The sequence below is a fragment of the Nocardia elegans NBRC 108235 genome (assembly GCF_001612845.1).
Classification (GTDB): Bacteria; Actinomycetota; Actinomycetes; order Mycobacteriales; family Mycobacteriaceae; genus Nocardia; species Nocardia nova.
Window position 1 is genome coordinate 104,737 of sequence record NZ_BDBF01000002.1, and the last position, 21,545, is coordinate 126,281.

Genomic DNA, 21,545 nt, shown 5'->3' on the forward strand with positions numbered 1-21,545 from the left:
CCCCACCACACTCCCGAGGAGACTCGCATGCCCATCGTCACGCGCGTGACGGACCTGATCGGAAACACTCCCCTGTTCGAGTTGGCCGTCACCGACGGCGGCACCCGGTTGCTACTGAAGCTCGAACAGTGCAATCCGACCGGCGCGGCGAAGATCCGGATGGCCCGCGAAATGGTGCTCGATGCCGAACGACGGGGTTTGCTGAGAGATGGCGGACATATTATCGAGTCGACATCCGGGAATACCGGACTGGGACTGGCGGTGGTCGCGGCCGAACGCGGCTATCGATTCACCGCCGTCGTGGACCACCACGCCTGTAAGGACAAACTGCGCGCGATGCGAGCCATGGGTGCCGATCTCGTCTACGTCGCCGCCGAGGGCGACGACAGCCTGGCCACCTCCGCCCGGGAGGACCTGGCCGAGGCGATGGCGGCCGCACGGCCGGACGCCTACTTCACCGAACAGCACAACAACGAGGCCAATCCGGTCGGCTACTACGCCGTCGCCGAGGAGTTGCTGGCCGATCTCGAACATGTCGACATCCTGCTGTCCGCGGTCGGCACCGGCGGATCGCTGTTCGGCACCGCGCGGCGGCTGCGCGACCTGGGCCATCCCGCGCGGGTGATCGGGGTGGAACCGGTCGGATCGATCGCCTTCGGCGGGCCGGGCGGACCGTACTGGCAGTCCGGCACCGGCACCCCGCCCGGCGCGACCGTCGGGACGGCCGTGGACTATTCGCTGCTGGACGAGGGAGTCACCGTCTCGGACGTGGACGCCTTCGCCACCGCCCGCGCGGTCGCGCAGCGTTCCGGTCTGCTCATCGGCGGATCGGCGGGCGGCTCGGTGTACGTGGCACTGCAACGGCTCGAGGAATTCGAACCGGGTTCGACGATCGTCACCATCGTCTGCGACGGCGGCGAGAAGTACCTCGACACGGTCTTCGACGACGAATGGATGAGCGATCGCGATCTGCTCGATCGCACCGCCGAGCACGCGGTCACCGAACTGCTGGACCGCTACGCCCCCGGAGCCCCGGCCGCCTCCGAAGCACGAAATCTCGTGGGGGCTCGATGAATCCGGGCGATGCCCGGGAGGTTCGGGCATGACCGCCGCCACACCCCGCGGCGACGGACGCCGGCTGACGGCACTCGCGACGCCCATCGCGCTGACCCAACTGGCCCAGGTCGCGATCTCGACCACCAATATCGCGTTGATGGGCAGCCTCGGCGTCGACCAGGTGGCGGCCGGCGGGCTGGCGCTGGTGTTGTTCAACCAGATCCGCACCATGTGCGTCGGGTTGATCACCGCCAGTGGCAATCAGGTGGCAACCGTGGTGAGCCGGGCCGAGAAGCAGCACCGCGACCCCGAGCCCGAGATCCGCGATGTGGTCCGATCGAGCTTCCTCATCGCGACCGCGGCGGGGTTGCTCGGCGGTCTCATCCTGGTCGGCCTGGGCTGGTCGCTGCAGTGGCTCGGCCAGGCCGAGGCGGTGCTGGCCGCGGCCCGGCCGATGATGGTGGCGCTCGCCCCCGGCCTGCTGCCCTGCCTGTGGTTCCAGGTGTTGCGCCAGTACACCGTCGGCATGCAAAAGCCACAGGCACTGCTGGTGGTGACGCTCGGCTCGGTGGCCTTGAACGCGGTGGTCGCGCTGGCGCTGATCCACGGCTGGGCCGGACTGCCCGCCCTGGGACTGACCGGCGTCGGCGTGGCGTCCTCGGTCGTCTTCCTCGTCACCTTCGCGGTGTTCTGGGTGATGGTGCGCCGCGACGCCGCGCTGGGGCCGACGCTGCCGATGCGGATGTGGCCGGTACGCCGGCGAACGGTCACCGCGGAACTGCGGCTCGGCGCGCCGATCGCCCTCACCTACGGCTCCGAGGCCGGCATGTTCTCGGTGCTGGCCCTCGCGATGGGCACGCTCGGCCCGGCGGCGCTGGCCGCGCACAACGTGGTGTATCAGCTCGTCTACATCGTGTTCCAGGTCGCGGTGGGACTCTCGCACGGGGTCTCGATCCTGGTCAGCCGGGCCGTGGCCCGCGACGAGTTCCGCCGCGCCCAGAACCTGGCCGGGCTGGTGTTGCGGCAGGCGGCCGTGGTGGCCGCCGTGGTCGGCGTCCTGTACGTCGCGGCGCCCGATCTGGTGCTGCGTCCGTTCCTCACCGGCCGCGACGGCGCCTCCGTCGAGCTCGCGCACAGCCTGCTGCTGATCGCCGTCGTCCTGCAGTTCTTCGACGCCGCGCAGAACATCGGCAACGGCCTGCTGCGCGGGCTCGAGGACACCCGGGCCGGATTCCGGTTGTCGCTGGTGGGTTATTGGATCGTCGGACTGCCGACCGCATTGCTGCTCGCCTTCCCACTGGGCCTGGGCGCGAGCGGCGTGTGGTGGGGGCTGACCGCGGGCCTGGCCGCGACGGCCGTACTGATGCTGCGGCGATACTTCTCGCTGCTGCATCACCGCGAGGTCGCCGAACCCCGCCAATTGGCCGACAGCCTCAACTGATCCGTACGCACCCCTACCACCAGTGCGGTTCACCTCGGCGGCTCGCACCCCAGCAAGTAAGCGGCACAACGGTTTACACTGGGGTGCCAGTCGCGGCCGATGCCGCCGCGTGAGCCGACCGTGAGGTGACGAGATGGTAGCCAGTGCCGGAGAACGTCAGCAGCCCGCGACCGAGCATCCCGAACTGGACATCCTGCCCACCTGGCCGCTGGACACCATCGCCGTCCTGGTGACCACCGATCCGTCGCCGCACGCGATTCCCGTGAGCTGGCCGGTGCGCGCCGACGATCGGCGAATCCTGTTGAGCCTCAAGTTCGATCGTGGGTCGCTGGCCCGGCTGCGCAAACGTCCCGACGTCGCGCTGCTGATCCTCGGCGGCGGCAATGTGGCACTGTGCGCCCGCGGTCGCGCGCGGGTGATCGCCGATCCGATGCCCGGCGCCGAGGACTATGTGGCCGTCGCCATCGATGTCGAGGTGATCGACGACCACCGCCAGGGCGCGTTCGAGGTCGAGGCGGGCATCCAGCGCACGGTTCTCGACGAACCGGAACTCGAATACCTCCGCTCGCGTGTCGCCACCCTGCAGCAGATGGTCGACGCGAAGAATTGACGCCCATGATCGCCGCCTTCTCGGTCACCCCGCTCGGCACCGGCGCCGATGTGGGCCGCGCCGTAGCCGAAGCCGTCCGCATCGTCCGCGCCAGCGGGCTGCCGAACGAAACCAACGCCATGTTCACCACGCTCGAGGGGGAATGGGACGAGGTGATGGGGGTCATCAAGCAGGCCTCCGACGCCGTCCTCGCGGTCGCGCCGCGCTGCAGCCTGGTGATCAAGGCCGATATTCGTCCTGGAGTCACCGGCGCGTTGACCTCGAAGGTCGAGACCGTCGAACGCTATCTCGCGGAAGGCTCCTGACCACCCGACACGAACGAGCAGCGCCGCCGCGATCTCACCCGTGGCGCTGCCGGTCCCCCAGCGAGTCGGCGAAGGTTTCCCAGTGGGCGCGCCACTCGTCGGGACGCAGCGGCCCGCGTACGCCGCGGGTCCGCTCGGCCGCGTCCTCGGCGGCCCGGATTCGCGCCGCGAAGTCCAACGTGGCCTTGCGGAGCCGCTCCTCGGCACTTTCGGGTCCGCCCAGATGAATCGTCCGCAGCTCCTCCGGGACCAGATCCTCGGGTAATCCCGCCTTCGCGCTGCGCGAGCGAACCTTCTCCGCCAGCGCCAGCGCGGGTTGCGCCATCGCGATCCCGTCCAGGCAGGAGCGGCGCGCCTTCTCGGTGAGTTTACGTTCCTCCCAGGCCCTTTCCTGGGCGGCGACCTTCGCGGCCACATCCGCACCGGCGTCCACGACCGGATCCGACAGATGCGGACTGCGGTGCACCAGTTTCGCGACCAACGCCGCGGCCACATCGTCGACCGTGAATTCGCCTGCGGCCTGCGCGATCCGGGAATGGAACAGCACCTGCAGCAGCAGATCGCCGAGTTCCTCCTTGATGGTCTCGGCGTCGCCGTGCTGGATGGCGTCGAGGAGTTCGTAGGTCTCCTCCAGCAGATACGGCCGCAGCGAGTCGTGGGTCTGGGTGACCTCCCAACCACCGAAATCCCACAGCCGGTCCATGACCTCGACCGCCTCGGTCAGGCCGTGCGCGACCCGTGCGGAATCAGCCGCGGCGTCGCCGGTTCCGCCCGACGGGCGCTCGCCCTGGTCCTCGCTCACCCGACCGCGACCTCCGCGCCCATCGCGAGGTCGACCATGCCCTTCGGCTTGCCGTCGAGCGCCAGCAGCAGATCGGCGACGAACTGCAACAACTGCACATCACGCACCCGCGCCGCGCCGACGCTGTCCTCCACCCGCGGCAGCGGCAACTGCACGATGCCCGTGGTGGGCCGGTAGTTCGCACTCGGATACAGCCGCTTGAGCCGCATCTGCTTCGAATCGGGCAGCTGCAGCGGCGACACCTTCAACGTGGTGCCCGTGACACCGACCTCCTGGATGCCGTACTCGCGGCACAGCAGTCGCAACTTGGCGACCGACACCAACCGGCCGACCTCCACCGGCAGCGGGCCGTACCGGTCGACGAGCTCCTCCACCACGGCCGCGAGCGCCGAATCGTCCTGTGCCGCAGCAAGTTTGCGGTAGGCCTCCAGCCGTAGCCGGTCGCTGGCGATGTAGTCGGGCGGAATGTGCGCATCCACCGGCAGGTCGATCCGCACCTCCTTGACCTCTTCCTCGGTCGTGATCGGCCGGCCGTCGGCGGCGGCGCGATAGGCCTCCACCGCCTCACCGACCAGGCGCACGTAGAGATCGAAGCCGACCCCTGCGACATGTCCGGACTGTTCGGCGCCGAGAACGTTTCCGGCGCCGCGGATTTCGAGGTCCTTCATCGCCACGGCCATACCCGCGCCGAGATCGGAGTTCTGCGAGATGGTGGCCAGGCGGTCGTACGCCATTTCGGTGAGCGGCTTCTCGGCCGGGTACAGGAAGTAGGCGTATCCGCGTTCCCGGCTGCGCCCGACCCGGCCGCGCAGCTGGTGCAGCTGCGAAAGTCCCAGGGTGTCGGCCCGTTCGACGATCAGCGTATTGGCGTTGGAGATGTCCAGACCGGTTTCGATGATCGTGGTGCACACCAGCACGTCGAACTCGCGCTCCCAGAAGCCCTGCACGGTCTTCTCCAGCGTGTCCTCGTTCATCTGGCCGTGTGCCACCGCGACCCGCGCCTCGGGCACCAGATCGCGAATTCGCTTGGCGGCCTTGTCGATCGAGGAGACGCGGTTGTGCACGTAGAAGACCTGGCCGTCGCGCAGCAGTTCGCGGCGCACGGCAGCGGCCACCTGTTTGTCGTTGTAGCCGCCGACGTAGGTGAGGACGGGGTGGCGCTCCTCGGGCGGGGTGAGGATGGTCGACATCTCGCGAATCCCGGCCAGGCTCATCTCCAGGGTGCGCGGAATCGGCGTGGCCGACATGGTCAGCACGTCGACGTGGGTGCGCAGCGCCTTGATGTGTTCCTTGTGCTCGACGCCGAACCGCTGCTCCTCGTCGATGATCACGAGGCCGAGTTCCTTCCACCGCAGACCGGTCTGCAGCAGCCGGTGCGTGCCGACCACGATGTCGACCTCACCGGTGGCCATACCGTCGATCACCTCGCGCGATTCCGCCGGATCGGTGAAGCGGGACAGGCCCTTCACCGTGACCGGGAATCCGGCGACGCGTTCGGTGAAGGTCTGCAGATGTTGCTGTGCCAGCAGCGTTGTCGGCACCAGTACGGCGACCTGCTTACCGTCCTGAACGGCCTTGAACGCCGCGCGCACCGCGATCTCGGTCTTGCCGTAGCCGACGTCGCCGCAGATCACCCGGTCCATCGGGACCGGGCGCTCCATATCGGCCTTCACCTCGGCGATAGCGGTGAGCTGGTCGTGGGTCTCGGTGAACGCGAACGCGTCCTCCATCTCCTGCTGCCACGGCGTATCGGGGGCGAACGCGTGGCCGGGCGCGGCCTGCCGCGCGGCGTACAACTGCACGAGTTCGGTGGCGATCTCGCGAACGGCCTTGCGCGCCTTGCGTTTCGTATTCGCCCAGTCGGATCCGCCGAGTTTGGACAGACTCGGCATCTCCCCGCCCACGTAGCGGGAGAGCTGATCCAGCGAGTCCATCGGGACGTACAACCGGTCGCCGGGCTGGCCGCGCTTGCTGGGCGCGTATTCGATCACCAGGTATTCGCGCCGCGCGCCGCCGACGGTGCGTTCGATCATCTCCACGAACCGGCCGATGCCGTGCTGATCGTGCACGACCATATCGCCGGAACTCAACGCCAGCGGATCGACCTGATTGCGACGGCGGGCGGGGAGCTTCTTCCCCTCGCCGGGCGCGGTGACGCGGTTGCCGGTCAGATCGGATTCGGCGATGACGACCAGTTTCGCGTCGTCGAACACGATGCCGTCGTGCAGCGAACCGCACAGCACACCGACCAGCCCGCGCACCGGTTCGGCGCCCGGCTCGAGCGCCGCGGCCGGAACCTCGGCATCGGCGAGACGTTCCTGAATGCGTTGCGCCGTACCGTGTCCCGCGACCACGATCACCGCGCACCCACCGGTGGTCACGTGCGCGCGTAGCGAGGCGAAGACGGTCGCGACCAGTTCCTCCGAGCCGCGCGCCGCCGGGGCCGACAGCACCGGCAGCACGATCTCCGCGGGATCGTCTGCGGCCAGCGGGCTCAGCGTCCACCACGGCAATCCGCGCGACTCGGCACCGGCCCGCACGACATCCAGGCCGCGATACGCCGAGGACGCCAGATCCAGACCGTGCGCGCCCAACGGGGCCGAACCGCCGAAGGAGGCGGCCGTCCACGACGCCTCGAGGAATTCCTGTCCGGTGCGGACCAGATCGGCGGCGCGGGTGCGGATCTTCTCCGGATCGCACAGCAGCACATGCGACTGCGTCGGCACCACATCGGTGAGCAACTGGAGCTCGCCCGGCCGCAGCACCGGCAGCAGCGCCTCCATGCCCTCCACGGGGATGCCCTGCGCCAGCTTCTCCAGCATTTCGACCAGCGCCGCGTCGGCCGGGTTGTCCGCGGCCACCTTCGCCGCGGACTCGCGCAGGTCCTCGGTCAGCAACAGTTCCCGGCAGGGCTGCGCCACAACGAGATCCACCTCGACCTCGGTGAGCGAACGCTGATCGGCGACCGAGAACGCGCGCAGTTCACTGATCTCGTCGCCCCAGAATTCCACGCGCACCGGGTGATCGGCGGTGGGCGGGAAGATGTCGAGAATGCCGCCGCGGACCGCGAATTCGCCACGCTTGCCGACCATATCGGCGCGCTCGTAGGCGAATTCGACGAGCCGCGTGGTCAATTCGTCGAAATCGAATTCGGCGCCGACGCGCAGCACGATGGGTTCGATCTCGCCCAGTCCGGGGGCCATCGGCTGCATGAGCGACCGGACCGTGGTCACCACCACCTGCAGCGGTTCCGGATGGCCCGGATCCTCCGGATGCGCCAGCCGCCGCAGCACCTGCAACCGCCGGCCCACGGTATCGGCGCTGGGCGACAATCGTTCGTGCGGCAGCGTCTCCCAGGACGGGAACAGCGCGACCCGATCGCCGATGATCTCGCTCAGCTCGACGGTCAGATCGTCGGCCTCCCGCCCGGTAGCGGTCACCACCACCAGCGGCCGCGCGGCCGCGACGGTCGCCGCCACGAACGGCCGGATCGCCGACGGCGCGACCAGTTGCACCGAGGAGCGCCCGATCAACTCCCGAACCTGGCTCAGCGCGGCATCGGCACCGGCCACCTCGGCCAGTCCCGCAAGAGGTGGGCGATGGCTCGGCATGAAAGAAACTCCCGCTGCACAGATCGGCGATTTCAGAGCGACCAACCGAGTCTATGTTTTCGGCCTCCGCTTCGCTCCGGCGGGGTTCTCGGCCCTCAGGCCTCGTTTTTCCCTCCTCCGCTCAGTCGCTGCGCTCCCTCGCTCCGTCAGTCCAAAATCGAGGCGGCCGAGAACCACTCGGGCGCACATCTCGCAAATGTGGGCTCCGGCGTTCACAGGTACCGTCGTCTGACGTCGCGACCGATTACGGCACGTAGCGACGCAGCCTCCGCGCCGCGAATTCCCGGAAGTACGCCACCTTCTCGTCCGGCACGATCGAGGGCAGCAGGAAGTACCACATGCGTTCCATGCGCACCGCCATCTGGTCGATGGATTCGGTGCCGACGGCGGTGATGTGGACTCCGGCGGTCATCTCCTGCAGGAGAAGGCCGATGGTTTCGGGGTCGAGGTCGGGTTTGAGGTCGCCCTGGGCGATGGCCCGCTCGGCGAGCAGTATCTGGGTTTCACCCCAGGTCTTGGTGATGTTCTCGCCCGAGGCGCCGCGATAGTCGCCGATCTGGTGCGTCAGTTTGAGCATCGCGCCCACCATCGGATCGTTCATGGTGAGGTCGGCGACGACGTAGGTGATGCCGATGGCGGCTTCGAGCGCGGGCACGCGCGGGTCGAAGAAGCCCTGGCAGGCGCCGCGCAGTCGTTCGTTGCCCTGGTCGACTACGGCGCGCGCGAGTTCTTCCTTGGATCCGAAGTGGAAGTACAGTGCGCCCTTGGTGACGTTGGATTGCGAGATGATCTCGCTGAGGCTCGCATTCGCGTAACCGAGTCGCAGAAAGACGTCGGCCGCGCCTGCCAGCACCGAATCGCGGGTGATTTCCGCACGCGCTTGCCTAGCCATCAGATCCGCCTGTCCTCAAACCAGCCATCCTGAAGTAGACCGATATCCCGAAGTTGACCGACATCACAGCTCGAACAGCACTTGAAGGATGGGTGAACCGTACCATCCGACCGGCCGTCGCCAGCGGAATCGAGCATTAAGACCAGTCTCCTTCGCAAACAATGGGCTAACCGTCCAGTTCGGTCCCCTATTACCCCCCGGCATCGCCACCGCCGGTCAGCCGGGTGTCGCGCTCGGCCATTCGGAGGCCAGCTGCGGATCGGCCTCGAGGTGGGTGAGCCCGTTCCAGCACAGGTTGACCAGATGCGCGGCGACCACCTCTTTGGACGGCTGCCGCTCGTCGAGCCACCAGGTGGCCGCGGTGGCGACCATGCCGACCAGGGCTTGCGCGTAGAGGGTGGCGAGACTGGTGTCGAAGCCGCGGCGTTCGAAATCGCCGGCGAGGATGTGCGCGACCTGATTGACCGCCTCGTTCAGCAGGCTGGAATAGGTGCCGGCGGCGGCCGAGGCGGGCTGATCGCGCATCAGGATCCGGAAACCGTCGGTGCGCTCCTCGATATAGGTCAGCAGCGCCAGGGCGACCTGTTCCAGCCGGACGCGGGAGCGGTTCTGGGTCAGCGACGAGGTGATCATGTCCAGCAGCGTCGACATCTCGCGGTCGACGACGACCGCGTAGAGCCCTTCCTTACCGCCGAAGTGTTCGTACACAACGGGTTTGGAGACTTGAGCGCGCTGGGCGATCTCCTCGATGGAGGTGGCGTCGTATCCGCGTTCGGCGAACAGCGCCCGTCCGATCTCGATCAACTGCTGGCGCCGCTGCGTTCCGGTCATCCGCGGGCGCGGCGCCCGCGCCGCATCACCGGAAGTCATCGCTGCTCCCCCGCCTCTCTCCCCCGCCTCTCCGGGAATCTTGCCGGTCGTAGGTACCTGGAGATTTCTCAGCCGGACCGGCGGTCGGCAGCGTACCTGCGGTCAGGGCGTGCCCGACGAGTTACCCATGTGCTTTCGAAATCAGATGTTGCGTTGTGCAAATTTACCCGACCGCGACCGGGCCATCTCGCAGACCCGCGACCACGCGCGGGAAAATCTGCCCGCAATTCGCGGAGATGCGGGGAAACGTGCGAGGATATTGCGCGCATGCCGTGCGTAGCGGTGGACCCGCAGGGTTCATCGGTGCGACGATCCGCCGTAGTGTAATGGCAGCACCACTGATTTTGGTTCAGTTAGTTCAGGTTCGAGTCCTGGCGGCGGAGCTGGCGATGGGGCTGTGACCTGCGTGAATATCGAGTGAAGCCCCGAGCCGGGGCCCGGGCCCGGGTGGACTAGGGTGTGGGCGGACGGCCAGCCGCCGGGCCCGCCGCAGACCGGATCTGCGAAGGTCCGGCGCAGGCAAAGACAGCGCGTACCAGCACGATGACAGGCAGCCGAGGGAGATCCATGCCACAGCAGACCGCCGTCGTCGTTCTCGCCGCCGGTGCCGGAACTCGAATGCGGTCCAAGACACCGAAAGTGCTGCATTCGCTCGCCGGGCGCAGCATGCTCGAGCACGCCCTGCACGCGGCGAACGAGATCGACCCCACCGCCCTGATCACGGTGATCGGCCACGACCGCGAACAGGTCGGCGCCGCGGTGAATTCCGTTGCGGCAGAACTGGGTCGCGAGATCACCTCCGCGGTGCAGGAACAGCAGCTGGGCACCGGGCACGCGGTGCAGTGCGCCCTGACGGCGCTGCCCGCGGACTTCACCGGCGACCTGCTGGTGACCTCCGCCGATGTGCCGCTGCTCGACGGGCACACCCTCTCGGCCCTGCTGGACGAGCATCGCAGTTATCAACCGCGTTCCGCGGTCACGGTTTTGACCTTCGTTCCGGAGGATCCGAACGGGTACGGCCGGATCGTGCGCGACGCCGACGGCGGCGTGCTCGAGATCGTCGAACACGCCGATGCCACGCCGGAGCAGGCGGCGATCAACGAAGTCAATTCCGGCGTCTACGTTTTCGACGTCGCCGTGCTGCGGACGATGATCAGCCGCCTGACGACCGCCAACGCCCAGCACGAGCTGTATCTGACCGATGTCCTGAAGCTGGCGCGCGAGGCCGGTAATCCGGTGCACGGCGCGCGTCTGGTCGACGCCGCCAAGGTCACCGGAGTCAACGACCGGGTGCAGATGGCTCAGGCCGCCCGCACGCTGAACCGCTACATCCTCGAGCGCCATATGCGCGCCGGAGTCACCGTCATCGATCCGGCCACCACCTGGGTGGATGCGAGTGTGCGCATCGGCCGCGACGCGGTGCTGCGCCCCGGCGTGCAACTGCTCGGCAATACCGTGATCGGCGAGGATGCCGAGGTCGGCCCCGATTCCACCCTGACCGATGTGCTCGTCGGTGAGGGCGCGAAGGTGGTCCGGACCCACGGCGAGGGCGCGACCATCGCCGCCGCCGCCACAATCGGGCCGTTTGCCTATTTGCGACCGGGGACGATCGTCGGTGAGTCCGGCAAGATCGGCGCATTCGTAGAGACCAAGAACGCCTCGATCGGCGCGCATTCGAAGGTCCCGCATCTGACCTACGTCGGCGACGCCACGATCGGCGAATACAGCAACATCGGCGCATCGAGCGTGTTCGTCAACTACGACGGGGTGAAGAAACACCACACCGTCGTGGGTTCGCATGTGCGCACGGGCAGCGACACGATGTTCGTGGCGCCGGTGACCGTGGGCGATGGCGCATATTCGGCAGCGGGTACTGTGCTGCGTAGAAACGTTCCGCCGGGAGCGCTGGCGGTGTCCGGCGGAGCGCAGAAGAACATTGAGGGCTGGGTGCAGCGGTATCGTCCCGGGACGGCCGCGGCGCAGGCGGCGGCGGAGGCGATCGCGGCCGATGACAGAGCGAGTCAGGCAACCGAGCAAAAGGATGGCAACACAGAGTGACCGCGTTCTCCACCGATAACCAGAAGAACCTGATGCTGTTCTCGGGGCGCGCTCACCCCGAGCTGGCCGAGCAGGTCGCGAAGGAACTCGACGTCGCGATCACGCCGCAAACCGCCCGCGAGTTCGCCAACGGCGAGATCTTCGTTCGCTTCGAAGAATCGGTACGCGGCTCGGATGCCTTTGTGCTGCAAAGCTTTCCGGCTCCGCTGAACCAGTGGCTGATGGAACAGCTCATCATGATCGATGCGCTCAAGCGCGGTTCGGCCAAGCGGATCACCGCCGTCCTGCCGTTCTACCCCTACGCCCGCCAGGACAAGAAGCACCGCGGCCGCGAGCCCATCTCCGCCCGCCTGGTCGCCGATCTGCTCAAGACCGCCGGCGCGGACCGCATCATCACCGTCGACCTGCACACCGATCAGATCCAGGGCTTCTTCGACGGCCCGGTCGACCACATGCACGCGCTGGTCCAGCTGTCGGAGTACGTGCGCAACCACTACAGCACCGAGAACGTCACCATCGTCTCCCCCGACGCCGGTCGCGTGAAGGTGGCCGAGAAGTGGGCCGACGCGCTCGGTGGCGCGCCGGTGGCGTTCATCCACAAGACCCGCGACCCGCTGGTGCCGAACCAGGTCAAGTCGCATCGTCCCGTCGGTGACGTCGCGGGCCGCACCTGCATCCTGATCGACGACATGATCGACACCGGTGGCACCATCGCCGAGGCCGTGCGCGTGCTGCGCGAGGCCGGGGCCGGCGATGTGGTCATCGCCGCCACCCACGGCGTGCTGTCCTCCCCTGCGGCGGAGCGCCTGGCCTCCTGCGGCGCCAAGGAGGTCATCGTCACCAACACCCTGCCGATCACCGAGGACAAGAAGTTCCCCTCGCTGACCGTGCTGTCGATCGCCCCGCTGCTGGCGCGGACGATCCGCGAGGTCTTCGAGAACGGGTCGGTCACCGGCCTGTTCAACGGCTCCGCCTAACCGCCTCTCCGCGTATTCAGCGTGCCGTGGGGTTGCGGTTGCGTTGGCAGTCGGTCTCGCCTTGGGTGCGTGTCGGTTTTTGGGCGTGCCCGGGGAGTTACCCATGTTCTTGTGAAATCAGTCGTTCCGTCGGGTGACTATCCGTCGGGGCGACTGATTTGTTCTGGGGATTGTTCTCTCCTCTTCTTTCGGGATCAGCGGTAGCGTTGGTTGTAGGGTGCACCGCGAATGTTGAGGGTGTGCCGGGCCTGCGAGAGAGGTAGGCGACGGATGGCCGACGACGACACTTACCCGTTGATGGACGAGGTGTTCGAGATGGGCGATGACGAGCGCGAAGACCTGGATTACGACCTCGGTGACGATGAACAGGCCGACGAGATCCGCGAATATCAGCGCTACATCGACGATCCGCCCGACGACCTGGAAATCAGGTATCACGAGAACGACGACGACGGCCGCCTGGGGATTCGCAGCGAACTCGACCAGGAATGGACCCGCCGCCGGCATCGTCAGGAATTGCGCGACGAGGACGAGCGGCCCGCCGAAGTCGCCGCCATCGAGGTGGTCGACGAGCCGGGCGACTGAGCGGCGGCCGGTCGGAGCGGGCGCCGCGGAACATGTCCGCGGCGATCGCTAAGTTGGCGGTATGAGCGGATTCGCGGGGTTCCCGTTCGCCGGGCTCGACTTCTACGAGGATTTGGAAGCCGACAACTCGAAGGCTTTCTGGACCGCCAACAAACACGTCTACGAACAGTCCGTGCGGGCGCCGATGATCGCGCTCACCACGGAACTGGAGAACGACTTCGGACCGGCGAAGATCTTCCGGCCGTATCGCGACGTGCGGTTCTCCAAGAACAAGGCGCCCTACAAGGACCATCAGGGCGCGGTGGTCCGTACCGCCCCGGGAGCGGGGTGGTACGTCCAGATCGGCGCGCCCGGGCTGTATGTGGCCGGTGGGGTGTACGCGCCCACGCCCGAGCAGCTCGCGCGGCTGCGCACCACCATCGACGACGAGGTGCGCGGCTACGAATTGCAGGGACTGCTGGCCGGTTTGGCGGCAGTCGGCTATGTGATCGGCGGGGAGCAACTGAAGACCCGTCCCAAGGGTTTCCCCGCCGACCATCCGCGCATCGACCTGCTGCGCCACAAATCCCTCGTGATCCACAAGGACTTCGGCGCACCGCCCTGGCTGGAAACACCGCGCGCCGCGACCGAAGTCCGAGCCGCCTGGGAAGATCTGCGGCCGGTCGTCGAGTGGCTGGCCGCGGTCGTCGGCAACTGACCTCGGCGCAGAACCCGCGCCGGGCGATCAGCGTCGTTCGGCGAGGACCAGGGCGAATCGGTCGTCCGGATCCGTCCACACCTGTTCGGTGGCGAATCCGGCGCTGTCCAGCTCCCGGCCGAGTCCGTCGATGCGGAACTTGGCCGAGATCTCGGTGCGCATCTGCTCACCCTGGGCGAAGTCCACGACCAGGTCGAGGTCGGCGACCGTGACCGTCATATCCCGGGTTGCCGCCAACCGCATCTCGATCCATTCGTTCTCCGCGTCCCAGTGGGCGATATGAGCGAAGGCGTCCGGGTCGAAGTCGGCATGCAATCGAGAGTTCAACACGTGCAAAACGTTTCGGTTGAATTCGGCCGTCACTCCCGCGGCGTCGTCGTAGGCGGGCACCAGCACGACCGGATCGGTGACCAGGCCGGCCCCCAGCAGCAGTTGCTCACCCGGCTCGAGCACCTGCTGAATACCGGCCAGGAATTCGGCCCGCTCCTGCGGGACCAGATTGCCGATGGTGCCGCCCAGGAAGGCGATCATGCGGCGACCGCCGCGCGGAAGATTGTGCAGGGTTCGGGTGAAATCGCTGACCACCCCGTGCACCGCGAGATTCGGGAACTCGGTGCTAATCTGCTCGGCGGCACCGCGCAGCGCCGACACCGACACATCCTGCGGCACATAGGTCTTCAGCGGCCCCTCGGACAACAGCGCCGAGAGCAGCAGGCGTGTCTTGGCGGCCGAGCCGGCGCCCAGCTCCACCAGTACCTCGGCCTGAGCGGTGCGCGCGATCTCGCCGACCACCCGCTCCAGTAACGCGCGCTCGGTGCGGGTCGGGTAGTACTCCGGCAGTTCGGTGATCGCTTCGAACAGTTCGCTGCCGCGCGCGTCGTAGAACCACTTCGGCGGCAGCGTTTTCGGATTCGTGGTGAGTCCGGTCCGAGCGTCCGATCGCAGGGCTGCGTCGAGATCGTCGTCGGTGAGGTGGATGTCCAGCGTCGGTTCGATCATGTACGGGCCCTTTCGGATTCATCAGGTCCTGCGGAGAGAACAGGTTGTGCCGCGTCCAGCGGCTCGACCACGAGAAGGCCGGGCCGCACCGTCAGCAGTTGCCGGTCGGTAATCGCCTGCCAGCGCGGGTCGTCGTCGTACGGTTCGGAGGACACCACCGCGAAATCGTCGGCGACGAGCACCGACAGCGAATGGTGAACGGTTGTGGCCCAAAGTGTTTCGCCGTCCCCGAGCAACAGGTTCAGCCGAGCGCTCGGCGCCTGCGCCAGTACGGCGCGAACCGTCGCCGACATCGCGGCGGCGACCGCCCGGAGCCGGGCGTCGGACGCGCTCCGGCCTGCGAAGGTCGAGGACATCGCGCCGATTCCGTCCAAGGCGGCGCGCAGCACCACCCAGAGCGCGGCCGAATCGGTCGCGGATTCGGCATCCAGCAGATCCGGCGACCCGAATCGCGTTGCCACCGCGGGCAATGCCGTGCGCCAGTTCTGGATCACGCCGTTGTGGCTGAACGCCCATCCGCCGTCGGTGAACGGAGCACAGGCCGTTCGCTCCACCGGCATACCGACCGTGGCCGAACGCACCGCGGCCAGCACCGCGGGCGAGGACAGCTGCGGCAGCACCTCCTCGACCGCGGGGTCGGTCCAGATCGGCGCGGGGTTGCGATAGCGGCTCGCGGTTCCTGCCCCGGTCCACCACGCGACTCCGAAACCGTCGGCGTTGACGGTTCCCCCGTGGCGCATATCGTCGGGCGCCCACGACTGGGTGCGCAGCGAATGCGTGCCACGGGTGAGCAGTTCACCGACCGGAGCCGGCGGTCCCAGATAGCCGAGATGTCGGCACATCAGCGCTCGTCCGGTCGCAGGTCGCGGGCGAGGCGGAAGCCGGAGAAGATCTGACGGCGGATCGGGTGGTCCCAGTTGCGGAAGGTGCTGCGGCAGGCGACCGGGTCGGTGCCGAAGGATCCGCCGCGCAGGACGCGGTAGTCACCGCCGAAGAACACCTCGGAATATTCGCGGTACGGGAACGCGGCGAATCCGGGATACGGCTCGAAACCCGAGGCGGTCCACTCCCAGACGTCGCCGATCAACTGATGCACCCCGGACGGTGACGCACCGGCCGGGTACGCGCCGACATCGGCCGGTTCCAGATGGCGCTGCCCCAGATTGGCGGTGGTCTCGTCGGGTTCGGCGTCGCCCCACGGATATCGCCGCGACCGCCCGGTGGCCGGATCGAATCGCGCGGCCTTCTCCCATTCGGCCTCGGTGGGCAATCGCTTCCCGGCCCAGTTGGCGTAGGCCTCGGCCTCGAACCAGCACACGTGCACCACCGGCTGCTGCGGGCGCACCGGCGACAGGGTGCCGAAAACTCGTCGCCACCAGCGATTGTCGCTGTCTCGCTCCCAGAACTGAGGTGCGGCCAGATCGGCCTCCACGCGATGGGCCCAGCCACGCTCCGACCACAGCTCGGGCCGCCGATAGCCGCCGTCGTCGATGAACGCCAGATACTGCGCATTCGTCACCGGCGCCGCGTCGATCGCGAATCCGGGCAGCTGGACGCGATGTTCGGGACGCTCGTTGTCGAGTGCCCACGGGTCCGACGAGGTGCCCATGGTGAATTCGCCTGCGGGAATGACGACTTCGTCGCCGACCGCGACGCGCGCGGCCGGCGCGGGCGCGGCCGTCAGCACCGCGACGCCCGCGCGCAGCTGATGGGTGGCCAGCATGGTCTCGTCGTGCTGTTGCTCGTGCTGGGCGATCATGCCGAAGGCGAAACCCCTGTCCACCAGACGGTTTCCCCGCAGCGGACTGGAATTCAGGACGTCGAGCACCTTGTCCCGCACGGTGCCCACGTATCCGCGTGCCTGCACCGGATCCAGCAGCGGCAGCGCCGGACGGTCGGCGCGGGCGTGCCGGAAGGCGTCGTAGAGGTGGTCGATATCGGCCCGCACCGGCTCACGCCCGCCGACATCGCGGACCAGCCACAGTTCCTCCTGGTTGCCGATATGCGCCAGATCCCACACCAGCGGGCTCATCAGCGGCGAATGCTGGGCAACCAGCTCGGCCTCGTCGACCGCCTCGGTCAGCACCGTCGTGCGGGCGCGGGCGCGGGTCAGGACCTCCGCGATCTGTGTGCGTAATCGCTCGGTCGCGGCGTGATCGGTTCCGGTGTGAACGGTCATCAGTGCTCTCCCAAGGGTCGTGCCCGGCGGCCTCGTCGCACCGCAGCGAGATGCGCGCCGCCGGTCGTACTCATTCGGCCGTCTCGGCGGGTGCGCAGCGGGCAACCTCCCCGTCCGGAATGCGCCCGCTGCGACATCGCCGCACCGCGGCCCACACCTGCTCGGCCGCCTCGTCGCTGCGGGCGTGTTCGGCGGCGAGACTCAGCAATTCGACTGCGACGGAACGGATCTCGGGATCGGCCAGGCCGCAGCGGGCGGCCGAGGCCCATTCGTCGGCGACCGGCTCGGCCAGCGCGGTGGCCTCCGCGACGACCGCCGGCGCCGACATCAGCGCGTCGACGACGTGGATCGGCACCGACCACTGATCACCCGGCTGTGCGTCCAGATAGCGGACCTCGAGATGTCCGGCCGCCCGCACCGGGGGAAAGACCGTGGTCAGGTGGTAGTCGAGATCCTCGACCTCCGGGCGGCGGCCGATCTCGTCGTCGAGCGCACCGCACAGCCAATCGGCGAAGGTCGCGCCCGGCGGCGCCGTCCAATCCGCCTCGGCCGGGCCACGCCGCACGCAGAGCAACGGGGTGTCCAGCGCCCAGCGGCCGTACTCGGTGAGCGGATCGGCCCAGCTCCGCACCGGCGGCCGGGTGCGGGTGTGATCGAGCCGCAGCCAGGTGCGCATCCGCTGCGACGCCCAAACGCCGGTGGGAGCCCCGTGCAGACTCGGCGAACAGGCGAACGCCGCCACCAGGGCCGGGCCGACCGCGTACAGCGCGTTCCAGCGGGCCGCGATCTCGGCGGGATCGGCACCCGCGTCCACGCTGACCTGCGTGGCGGCGGTATTGCACATCATCAGCTTGCCGTACGGGCCCACGCCCGCGAAGGCCCGTTCCATCGCGCGATAACGCGGCAGGCGAAGCACCCGGCGGGCCCGCCGGCCGGCATCGGCGGCGGCGGAATACGTTCGGATGGATCGGGTTTCGAGCAGGCCGGAGAGAAAGCGAGAATCCTCGAGCAGCCGGGCGCAGAGTTGCGCGGCATCGGCGAAGGGGGCGCTGGACAGTTCGATCTGACCACCGGGTTCGATGGTGATCCGGCTGCCACCGGGAAGTACTTTGGCGGGCGAATCGGGCGAAATAGACTGCGGGGCATAAGGACCCAACGCATCCGCGAGTATCGACAAACGCGGACGCGAATCCGGCGCCGACAGCTCCCCGCGAGCGGTGAGCCACTCCAGTTCGGCACCGATCAACGCGGGTGGGCCCTGTTTGAAACAGACACCTCCCACATATGCCTCCGCCGCGGCGCGCGAAGACAAACCGGCACCCAACCCGGCCGGCGCCTTGTCTACCGTTACCGCCATGCCAACCTCCGCTCGAGCCTGCGGGGGATCACCCACCGCGTTCCGCTCACCCTGAGCCCATGTCGGCGACAGTGCCGCATCGACCGGGTGCCGGTATTGCGTGTAGCAGTGCAACGAGAGACCGCGCCCGGTTCTTCCGTCGCTCGAACCAGGGTAGCCGCGCGCACCGACACAAAATCCGTCGAAATGGTGAACATGCCGGTCACGGCCGTACCACCAGCACCACCGCCCCCACCGAACGCCGCTGTTCCACTTCCCGATGGGCGGCCGCGGCCGCCGCGAGCGGCAGCCGGGCGTGGATCCGGGGCACGAGTTCACCGCGCACCGCCGCGGCGAGGGCCTGCTCGGCGTCCGCCCGCTGTTCGGCATCCGACTTGCGGATGACGACGCCGAGCGCACCGGTCACCGTCAGTCCCCGCCGGGCCACGCCGAGGGCGTCGAGGGCCGCCCAGTCGCCGGAGGCGAAGCCGTACAGGCCGATCCGGCCCGCACCGTCGGCGGCCGCCGCGAGGGCCTGCGCGGCGACCGCGCCGCCGACCGCGTCGAGCACGACGTCCACGCCCCGGCCGCCGGTGAGCGCGCGCACCCCCTCGGCCCAGTCCCCGGACCCGTAATCCAAGGCGTGATCGGCGCCGAATTCCGCGACGGCGGCCGTCTTCGCGGCACTCGACACGCCGATCACCCGCGCGCCCGCCGCCTTCGCGGTCTGTACCAGCATCGAACCGATCCGGCCCGCGGCCGCGGTGACCAGCACCGTCTCCGCGGGCCGCACCGCCATCGCCGCGAGCAGGCCGCGCGCCACCGCGCCGGATTGGAACACGGTGAGCGCGACCTCCGGATGCAGACCGTCCGGTACCGGGAAGGTATATGCCGCCGGGGCCAGGGCCAGTTCGGCGTATCCGCCCGCCTGGCCGACCGTCGTCGCCACCACCGTCCGGCCGAGCAGCGCCGGATCGACGCCGGCACCGAGGCCGACGACCCGCCCGCCGACCTCCAGCCCGGGGATCCACGGCAGCGGTAGCGGATACCGGCCGGATCGCACGATCACGTCGCCGAAGGCCACACCGGCCCGTTCGACCTCCACCAGGACCTGCCCGGCAGCGGGTTCCGGTTCCGCGGCTTCCGCCGGAACCAGCACCTCGGGATCGCCGAACTCCGTCACCCGTACAGCACGCATGGCATCTTCTCTCGTTTCGCAGGTAGGGTTTCGGCGAGACAACCTGTCTCGTTCCGAACACACTGTCCAGCCTCCGAAACTTCCCGTGTCACGACAAGATTCATCTCGGCGGATCTGTCCCGAAACAGACAAGGAGCCGAAAATGTCTCAGCAGAACGTGCGCGTCGTGCGCACTCGCACCCTTCTGCGGCAGGCGTTGATCGAGGCGATCGAAGAGCGGGGCTTCGACCGGATCACGGTCGGGGAACTCACCACGCGCGCGATGGTCAGCAGGGCCGCGTTCTACCGCAACTATCGCGACAAATACGAACTCGTCGAGCAGATCTTCGACGAGGCGATGGCGGAGATGACCGCCGGCGATCCGGACGCCGAGCGCTCGCCCGAACAGCGCTGGGCCGGCTTCTTCGCCCATATCGACCGCTATCACCGCCTGTACGCGGCATTGCTGGGCCGCAAGGGAAGTCCGTGGTTCACCGACCGCATGCGCACCACCCTCGCGGCCATGTCCAGTGCACATCTCCCCGGACAGTCCGCGACGGATTTCGTGCCCGGCATCGTCGGGGCGATGTTCGTCCAGTCGATCGTGTGGTGGCTCGACAACGGCCGGCCGTGTCCGCCGGAACAGATGGCCGCGGAGTCCGCGCGCCTGATCCGGGCCGTTCTCGGGACGGCGTCCGGCAGCGGTGGTTGGTGATGGCCTACCGTCGACAGGGTGCTCGATAGCGACCGCCTGCGCGCCGATATCCCCGCCTACGACACCGCCGGACCGCCGCCGGTCTTCCTCGACAGCGCGGGGTCCTCACTACCCCCGCGCGTCGTCGTCGATACCGTCGTCGCGCATCTGCGGCGGGAGGCCGAGATCGGCGGATATCGCGCCGCCTCGGAACGGCTCGACGATCTGGCGGCGGTCAAGACCGCGATCGCGTCGTTGATCAACACCGACGCCGCGGCGATCGCCCTGAGCGACAGTGCCTCGCGTTCCTGGTCGGATTTCTTCTACGCCGTACCGCTGCGGCCGGACGATCGCATTCTGGTCTCGGGTTCGGACTACGCCAGCAATGTGATCGCGGCCCTGCAGCGGGCGCGGGTGGCGGGGGCGACCGTCGAGACGATTCCCAGCGACGACACCGGGCAGATCGACCTGGTGGCCCTCGACGCCATGCTCGACGACCGCGTGAAGATCGTCTCGCTACTGCACGCTCCCACCAACGGCGGCCTGGTCAACCCGGTTGCCGAGGCCACCCGCATCGCCCATCGCGTCGGTGCGCTGGTACTGCTGGACGCCTGCCAATCCGCCGGTCAGATCGATATCGATGTCGCGGAGCTGGGCGTCGACGCGATGTCGGCCACCGGCCGCAAGTGGTTGCGCGGCCCGCGCGGCACCGGCTTCCTCTACGTCCACCCCGACGTCTGCCGCGAACTCGAACCCAGCCGCCTCGATCTGCACAGCGCCGCGTGGACCGGACCCCAGGAGTACCGCGTGGCTCCCGACGCGAGCCGCTTCGAATTCTGGGAATGCGACGTGGCGGCGCGACTGGGCCTCGGCGCGGCGGTGCGGTATCTACTGGATCTGGGGCCGGAGAACGTTTTCGCCGACGTGGCCGCCAAGGCGCGGCATCTGCGCGAGAATCTGCCGTCGATCCGGGGAGTCACGGTGCGGGACCTGGGAACCGAACATTCCGGCATCGTCTCGTTCACCGTCGACGGTGTCGATCCGAACGAGGTGCGCGAGAGCCTGCGTGCCGCAGACATCACGGTGACGGTCAGCTACCGTAGCTCGACGCTGCTCGACATGTCCGCGCGGCGGCTCGAGTCCGTCGTGCGTGCCTCGCCGCATTGCTTCGTCACCGTCGAGGAGCTCGATCGCTTCCTCGAGGCCGTCGACCGCCTCGCGGGCTGAGGCGGCCGAACCGAGTTCCGATTTTCATC

At 68.3% G+C, this 21,545-nt stretch carries 19 protein-coding genes and 1 tRNA gene; 11 read left to right on the plus strand and 9 right to left on the minus strand.

What is annotated here, in order from left to right; all coding sequences use genetic code 11:
- Positions 1-27: 27 nt before the first annotated feature.
- The 4 genes from NE2_RS02555 (at position 28) to NE2_RS02570 (ending at position 3,412) form a co-directional block, all read left to right on the plus strand.
- A complete protein-coding gene (locus NE2_RS02555) occupies positions 28-1,074 on the plus strand; it encodes a PLP-dependent cysteine synthase family protein (RefSeq protein ID WP_063023531.1) in 1,047 nt (348 codons plus the stop codon).
- 28 nt (positions 1,075-1,102) lie between these two features.
- On the plus strand, positions 1,103-2,497 hold the full coding sequence (locus NE2_RS02560) for an MATE family efflux transporter (protein ID WP_063023533.1): 1,395 nt from the start codon (positions 1,103-1,105) through the stop codon (positions 2,495-2,497).
- A gap of 133 nt (positions 2,498-2,630) precedes the next feature.
- Positions 2,631-3,107, plus strand: a complete 477-nt coding sequence (locus tag NE2_RS02565; protein ID WP_030515243.1) for a pyridoxamine 5'-phosphate oxidase family protein — start codon at positions 2,631-2,633, stop codon at positions 3,105-3,107.
- Positions 3,108-3,112: 5 nt separating this feature from the next.
- Positions 3,113-3,412, plus strand: coding sequence for an MTH1187 family thiamine-binding protein (locus NE2_RS02570; protein WP_036505153.1), 300 nt, complete (start codon positions 3,113-3,115; stop codon positions 3,410-3,412).
- A 34-nt stretch (positions 3,413-3,446) separates the two neighbouring features.
- On the opposite strand, the gene NE2_RS02575 is transcribed toward NE2_RS02570, so the two are convergent.
- The 4 genes from NE2_RS02575 to NE2_RS02590 all read right to left on the minus strand — a co-directional run bounded on the left by NE2_RS02575 (position 3,447) and on the right by NE2_RS02590 (position 9,548).
- Positions 3,447-4,115 (minus strand): nucleoside triphosphate pyrophosphohydrolase, encoded by a 669-nt coding sequence (locus tag NE2_RS02575; protein WP_084493741.1) that lies wholly within the window; start codon positions 4,113-4,115, stop codon positions 3,447-3,449.
- 95 nt (positions 4,116-4,210) lie between these two features.
- Complete coding sequence (gene mfd, locus NE2_RS02580) at positions 4,211-7,825, minus strand: transcription-repair coupling factor (RefSeq protein WP_106958575.1); 3,615 nt, start codon at positions 7,823-7,825, stop codon at positions 4,211-4,213.
- 244 nt (positions 7,826-8,069) lie between these two features.
- On the minus strand, positions 8,070-8,717 hold the full coding sequence (locus tag NE2_RS02585) for a TetR family transcriptional regulator (protein WP_040721767.1): 648 nt from the start codon (positions 8,715-8,717) through the stop codon (positions 8,070-8,072).
- Between the two features lie 216 nt (positions 8,718-8,933).
- Positions 8,934-9,548 carry a TetR/AcrR family transcriptional regulator gene (locus NE2_RS02590; RefSeq protein ID WP_063023535.1) on the minus strand — a complete coding sequence of 205 codons (615 nt, stop codon included), beginning with the start codon at positions 9,546-9,548 and terminating at the stop codon, positions 8,934-8,936.
- A 351-nt stretch (positions 9,549-9,899) separates the two neighbouring features.
- On the opposite strand from NE2_RS02590, the gene NE2_RS02595 reads away from it, so the two are divergent.
- The 5 genes from NE2_RS02595 to NE2_RS02615 all read left to right on the plus strand — a co-directional run bounded on the left by NE2_RS02595 (position 9,900) and on the right by NE2_RS02615 (position 13,904).
- Positions 9,900-9,970: transfer RNA gene (locus NE2_RS02595), tRNA-Gln, on the plus strand.
- A gap of 184 nt (positions 9,971-10,154) precedes the next feature.
- Positions 10,155-11,645, plus strand: a complete 1,491-nt coding sequence (gene glmU, locus NE2_RS02600) for a bifunctional UDP-N-acetylglucosamine diphosphorylase/glucosamine-1-phosphate N-acetyltransferase GlmU (RefSeq protein ID WP_063023537.1) — start codon at positions 10,155-10,157, stop codon at positions 11,643-11,645.
- A complete protein-coding gene (locus NE2_RS02605; RefSeq protein ID WP_030515237.1) occupies positions 11,642-12,622 on the plus strand; it encodes a ribose-phosphate diphosphokinase in 981 nt (326 codons plus the stop codon). The genes glmU and NE2_RS02605 overlap by 4 nt, the downstream gene beginning before the upstream one ends.
- Positions 12,623-12,892: 270 nt before the next feature.
- The gene (locus NE2_RS02610; protein WP_051043132.1) at positions 12,893-13,207 is read left to right on the plus strand and encodes a hypothetical protein; all 315 of its coding nucleotides are present in this window, start codon (positions 12,893-12,895) and stop codon (positions 13,205-13,207) included.
- 61 nt (positions 13,208-13,268) lie between these two features.
- On the plus strand, positions 13,269-13,904 hold the full coding sequence (locus NE2_RS02615) for a DUF2461 domain-containing protein (RefSeq protein ID WP_063023539.1): 636 nt from the start codon (positions 13,269-13,271) through the stop codon (positions 13,902-13,904).
- 27 nt (positions 13,905-13,931) lie between these two features.
- On the opposite strand, the gene egtD is transcribed toward NE2_RS02615, so the two are convergent.
- The 5 genes from egtD to NE2_RS02640 all read right to left on the minus strand — a co-directional run bounded on the left by egtD (position 13,932) and on the right by NE2_RS02640 (position 19,616).
- Positions 13,932-14,903, minus strand: a complete 972-nt coding sequence (gene egtD / locus NE2_RS02620) for an L-histidine N(alpha)-methyltransferase (RefSeq protein ID WP_063023541.1) — start codon at positions 14,901-14,903, stop codon at positions 13,932-13,934.
- Positions 14,900-15,745, minus strand: coding sequence for an ergothioneine biosynthesis protein EgtC (egtC, locus tag NE2_RS02625; RefSeq protein ID WP_063023543.1), 846 nt, complete (start codon positions 15,743-15,745; stop codon positions 14,900-14,902). The genes egtD and egtC overlap by 4 nt, the downstream gene beginning before the upstream one ends.
- Positions 15,745-17,082, minus strand: coding sequence for an ergothioneine biosynthesis protein EgtB (gene egtB / locus NE2_RS02630; RefSeq protein ID WP_063023545.1), 1,338 nt, complete (start codon positions 17,080-17,082; stop codon positions 15,745-15,747). The genes egtC and egtB overlap by 1 nt, the downstream gene beginning before the upstream one ends.
- A gap of 70 nt (positions 17,083-17,152) precedes the next feature.
- Positions 17,153-18,439, minus strand: a complete 1,287-nt coding sequence (egtA, locus tag NE2_RS02635) for an ergothioneine biosynthesis glutamate--cysteine ligase EgtA (RefSeq protein ID WP_063023547.1) — start codon at positions 18,437-18,439, stop codon at positions 17,153-17,155.
- Positions 18,440-18,641: 202 nt separating this feature from the next.
- Positions 18,642-19,616, minus strand: a complete 975-nt coding sequence (locus NE2_RS02640) for a zinc-binding dehydrogenase (RefSeq protein WP_063023549.1) — start codon at positions 19,614-19,616, stop codon at positions 18,642-18,644.
- 142 nt (positions 19,617-19,758) lie between these two features.
- Here NE2_RS02640 and NE2_RS02645 point away from each other — a divergent pair, with 142 nt between their 5' ends.
- Together NE2_RS02645 and NE2_RS02650 are read left to right on the plus strand one after the other, a co-directional pair.
- A complete protein-coding gene (locus NE2_RS02645; RefSeq protein WP_063023551.1) occupies positions 19,759-20,310 on the plus strand; it encodes a TetR/AcrR family transcriptional regulator in 552 nt (183 codons plus the stop codon).
- Between the two features lie 18 nt (positions 20,311-20,328).
- On the plus strand, positions 20,329-21,516 hold the full coding sequence (locus tag NE2_RS02650; RefSeq protein WP_063023553.1) for an aminotransferase class V-fold PLP-dependent enzyme: 1,188 nt from the start codon (positions 20,329-20,331) through the stop codon (positions 21,514-21,516).
- Positions 21,517-21,545: the final 29 nt, after the last annotated feature.

Coding starts and splice junctions, on each gene's coding strand:
- NE2_RS02560 (WP_063023533.1), top strand. CDS start 1,103: ATGACCGCCGCCACACCCCGCGGCGACGGACGCCGGCTGACGGCACTC.
- glmU (WP_063023537.1), top strand. CDS start 10,155: ATGCCACAGCAGACCGCCGTCGTCGTTCTCGCCGCCGGTGCCGGAACT.
- NE2_RS02555 (WP_063023531.1), top strand. CDS start 28: ATGCCCATCGTCACGCGCGTGACGGACCTGATCGGAAACACTCCCCTG.
- egtA (WP_063023547.1), bottom strand. CDS start 18,439: ATGGCGGTAACGGTAGACAAGGCGCCGGCCGGGTTGGGTGCCGGTTTG.
- NE2_RS02565 (WP_030515243.1), top strand. CDS start 2,631: ATGGTAGCCAGTGCCGGAGAACGTCAGCAGCCCGCGACCGAGCATCCC.
- NE2_RS02585 (WP_040721767.1), bottom strand. CDS start 8,717: ATGGCTAGGCAAGCGCGTGCGGAAATCACCCGCGATTCGGTGCTGGCA.
- egtB (WP_063023545.1), bottom strand. CDS start 17,082: ATGACCGTTCACACCGGAACCGATCACGCCGCGACCGAGCGATTACGC.
- NE2_RS02640 (WP_063023549.1), bottom strand. CDS start 19,616: ATGCGTGCTGTACGGGTGACGGAGTTCGGCGATCCCGAGGTGCTGGTT.
- NE2_RS02615 (WP_063023539.1), top strand. CDS start 13,269: ATGAGCGGATTCGCGGGGTTCCCGTTCGCCGGGCTCGACTTCTACGAG.
- NE2_RS02645 (WP_063023551.1), top strand. CDS start 19,759: ATGTCTCAGCAGAACGTGCGCGTCGTGCGCACTCGCACCCTTCTGCGG.
- NE2_RS02575 (WP_084493741.1), bottom strand. CDS start 4,115: ATGGACCGGCTGTGGGATTTCGGTGGTTGGGAGGTCACCCAGACCCAC.
- NE2_RS02610 (WP_051043132.1), top strand. CDS start 12,893: ATGGCCGACGACGACACTTACCCGTTGATGGACGAGGTGTTCGAGATG.
- NE2_RS02590 (WP_063023535.1), bottom strand. CDS start 9,548: ATGACCGGAACGCAGCGGCGCCAGCAGTTGATCGAGATCGGACGGGCG.
- egtD (WP_063023541.1), bottom strand. CDS start 14,903: ATGATCGAACCGACGCTGGACATCCACCTCACCGACGACGATCTCGAC.
- egtC (WP_063023543.1), bottom strand. CDS start 15,745: ATGTGCCGACATCTCGGCTATCTGGGACCGCCGGCTCCGGTCGGTGAA.
- NE2_RS02570 (WP_036505153.1), top strand. CDS start 3,113: ATGATCGCCGCCTTCTCGGTCACCCCGCTCGGCACCGGCGCCGATGTG.
- mfd (WP_106958575.1), bottom strand. CDS start 7,825: ATGCCGAGCCATCGCCCACCTCTTGCGGGACTGGCCGAGGTGGCCGGT.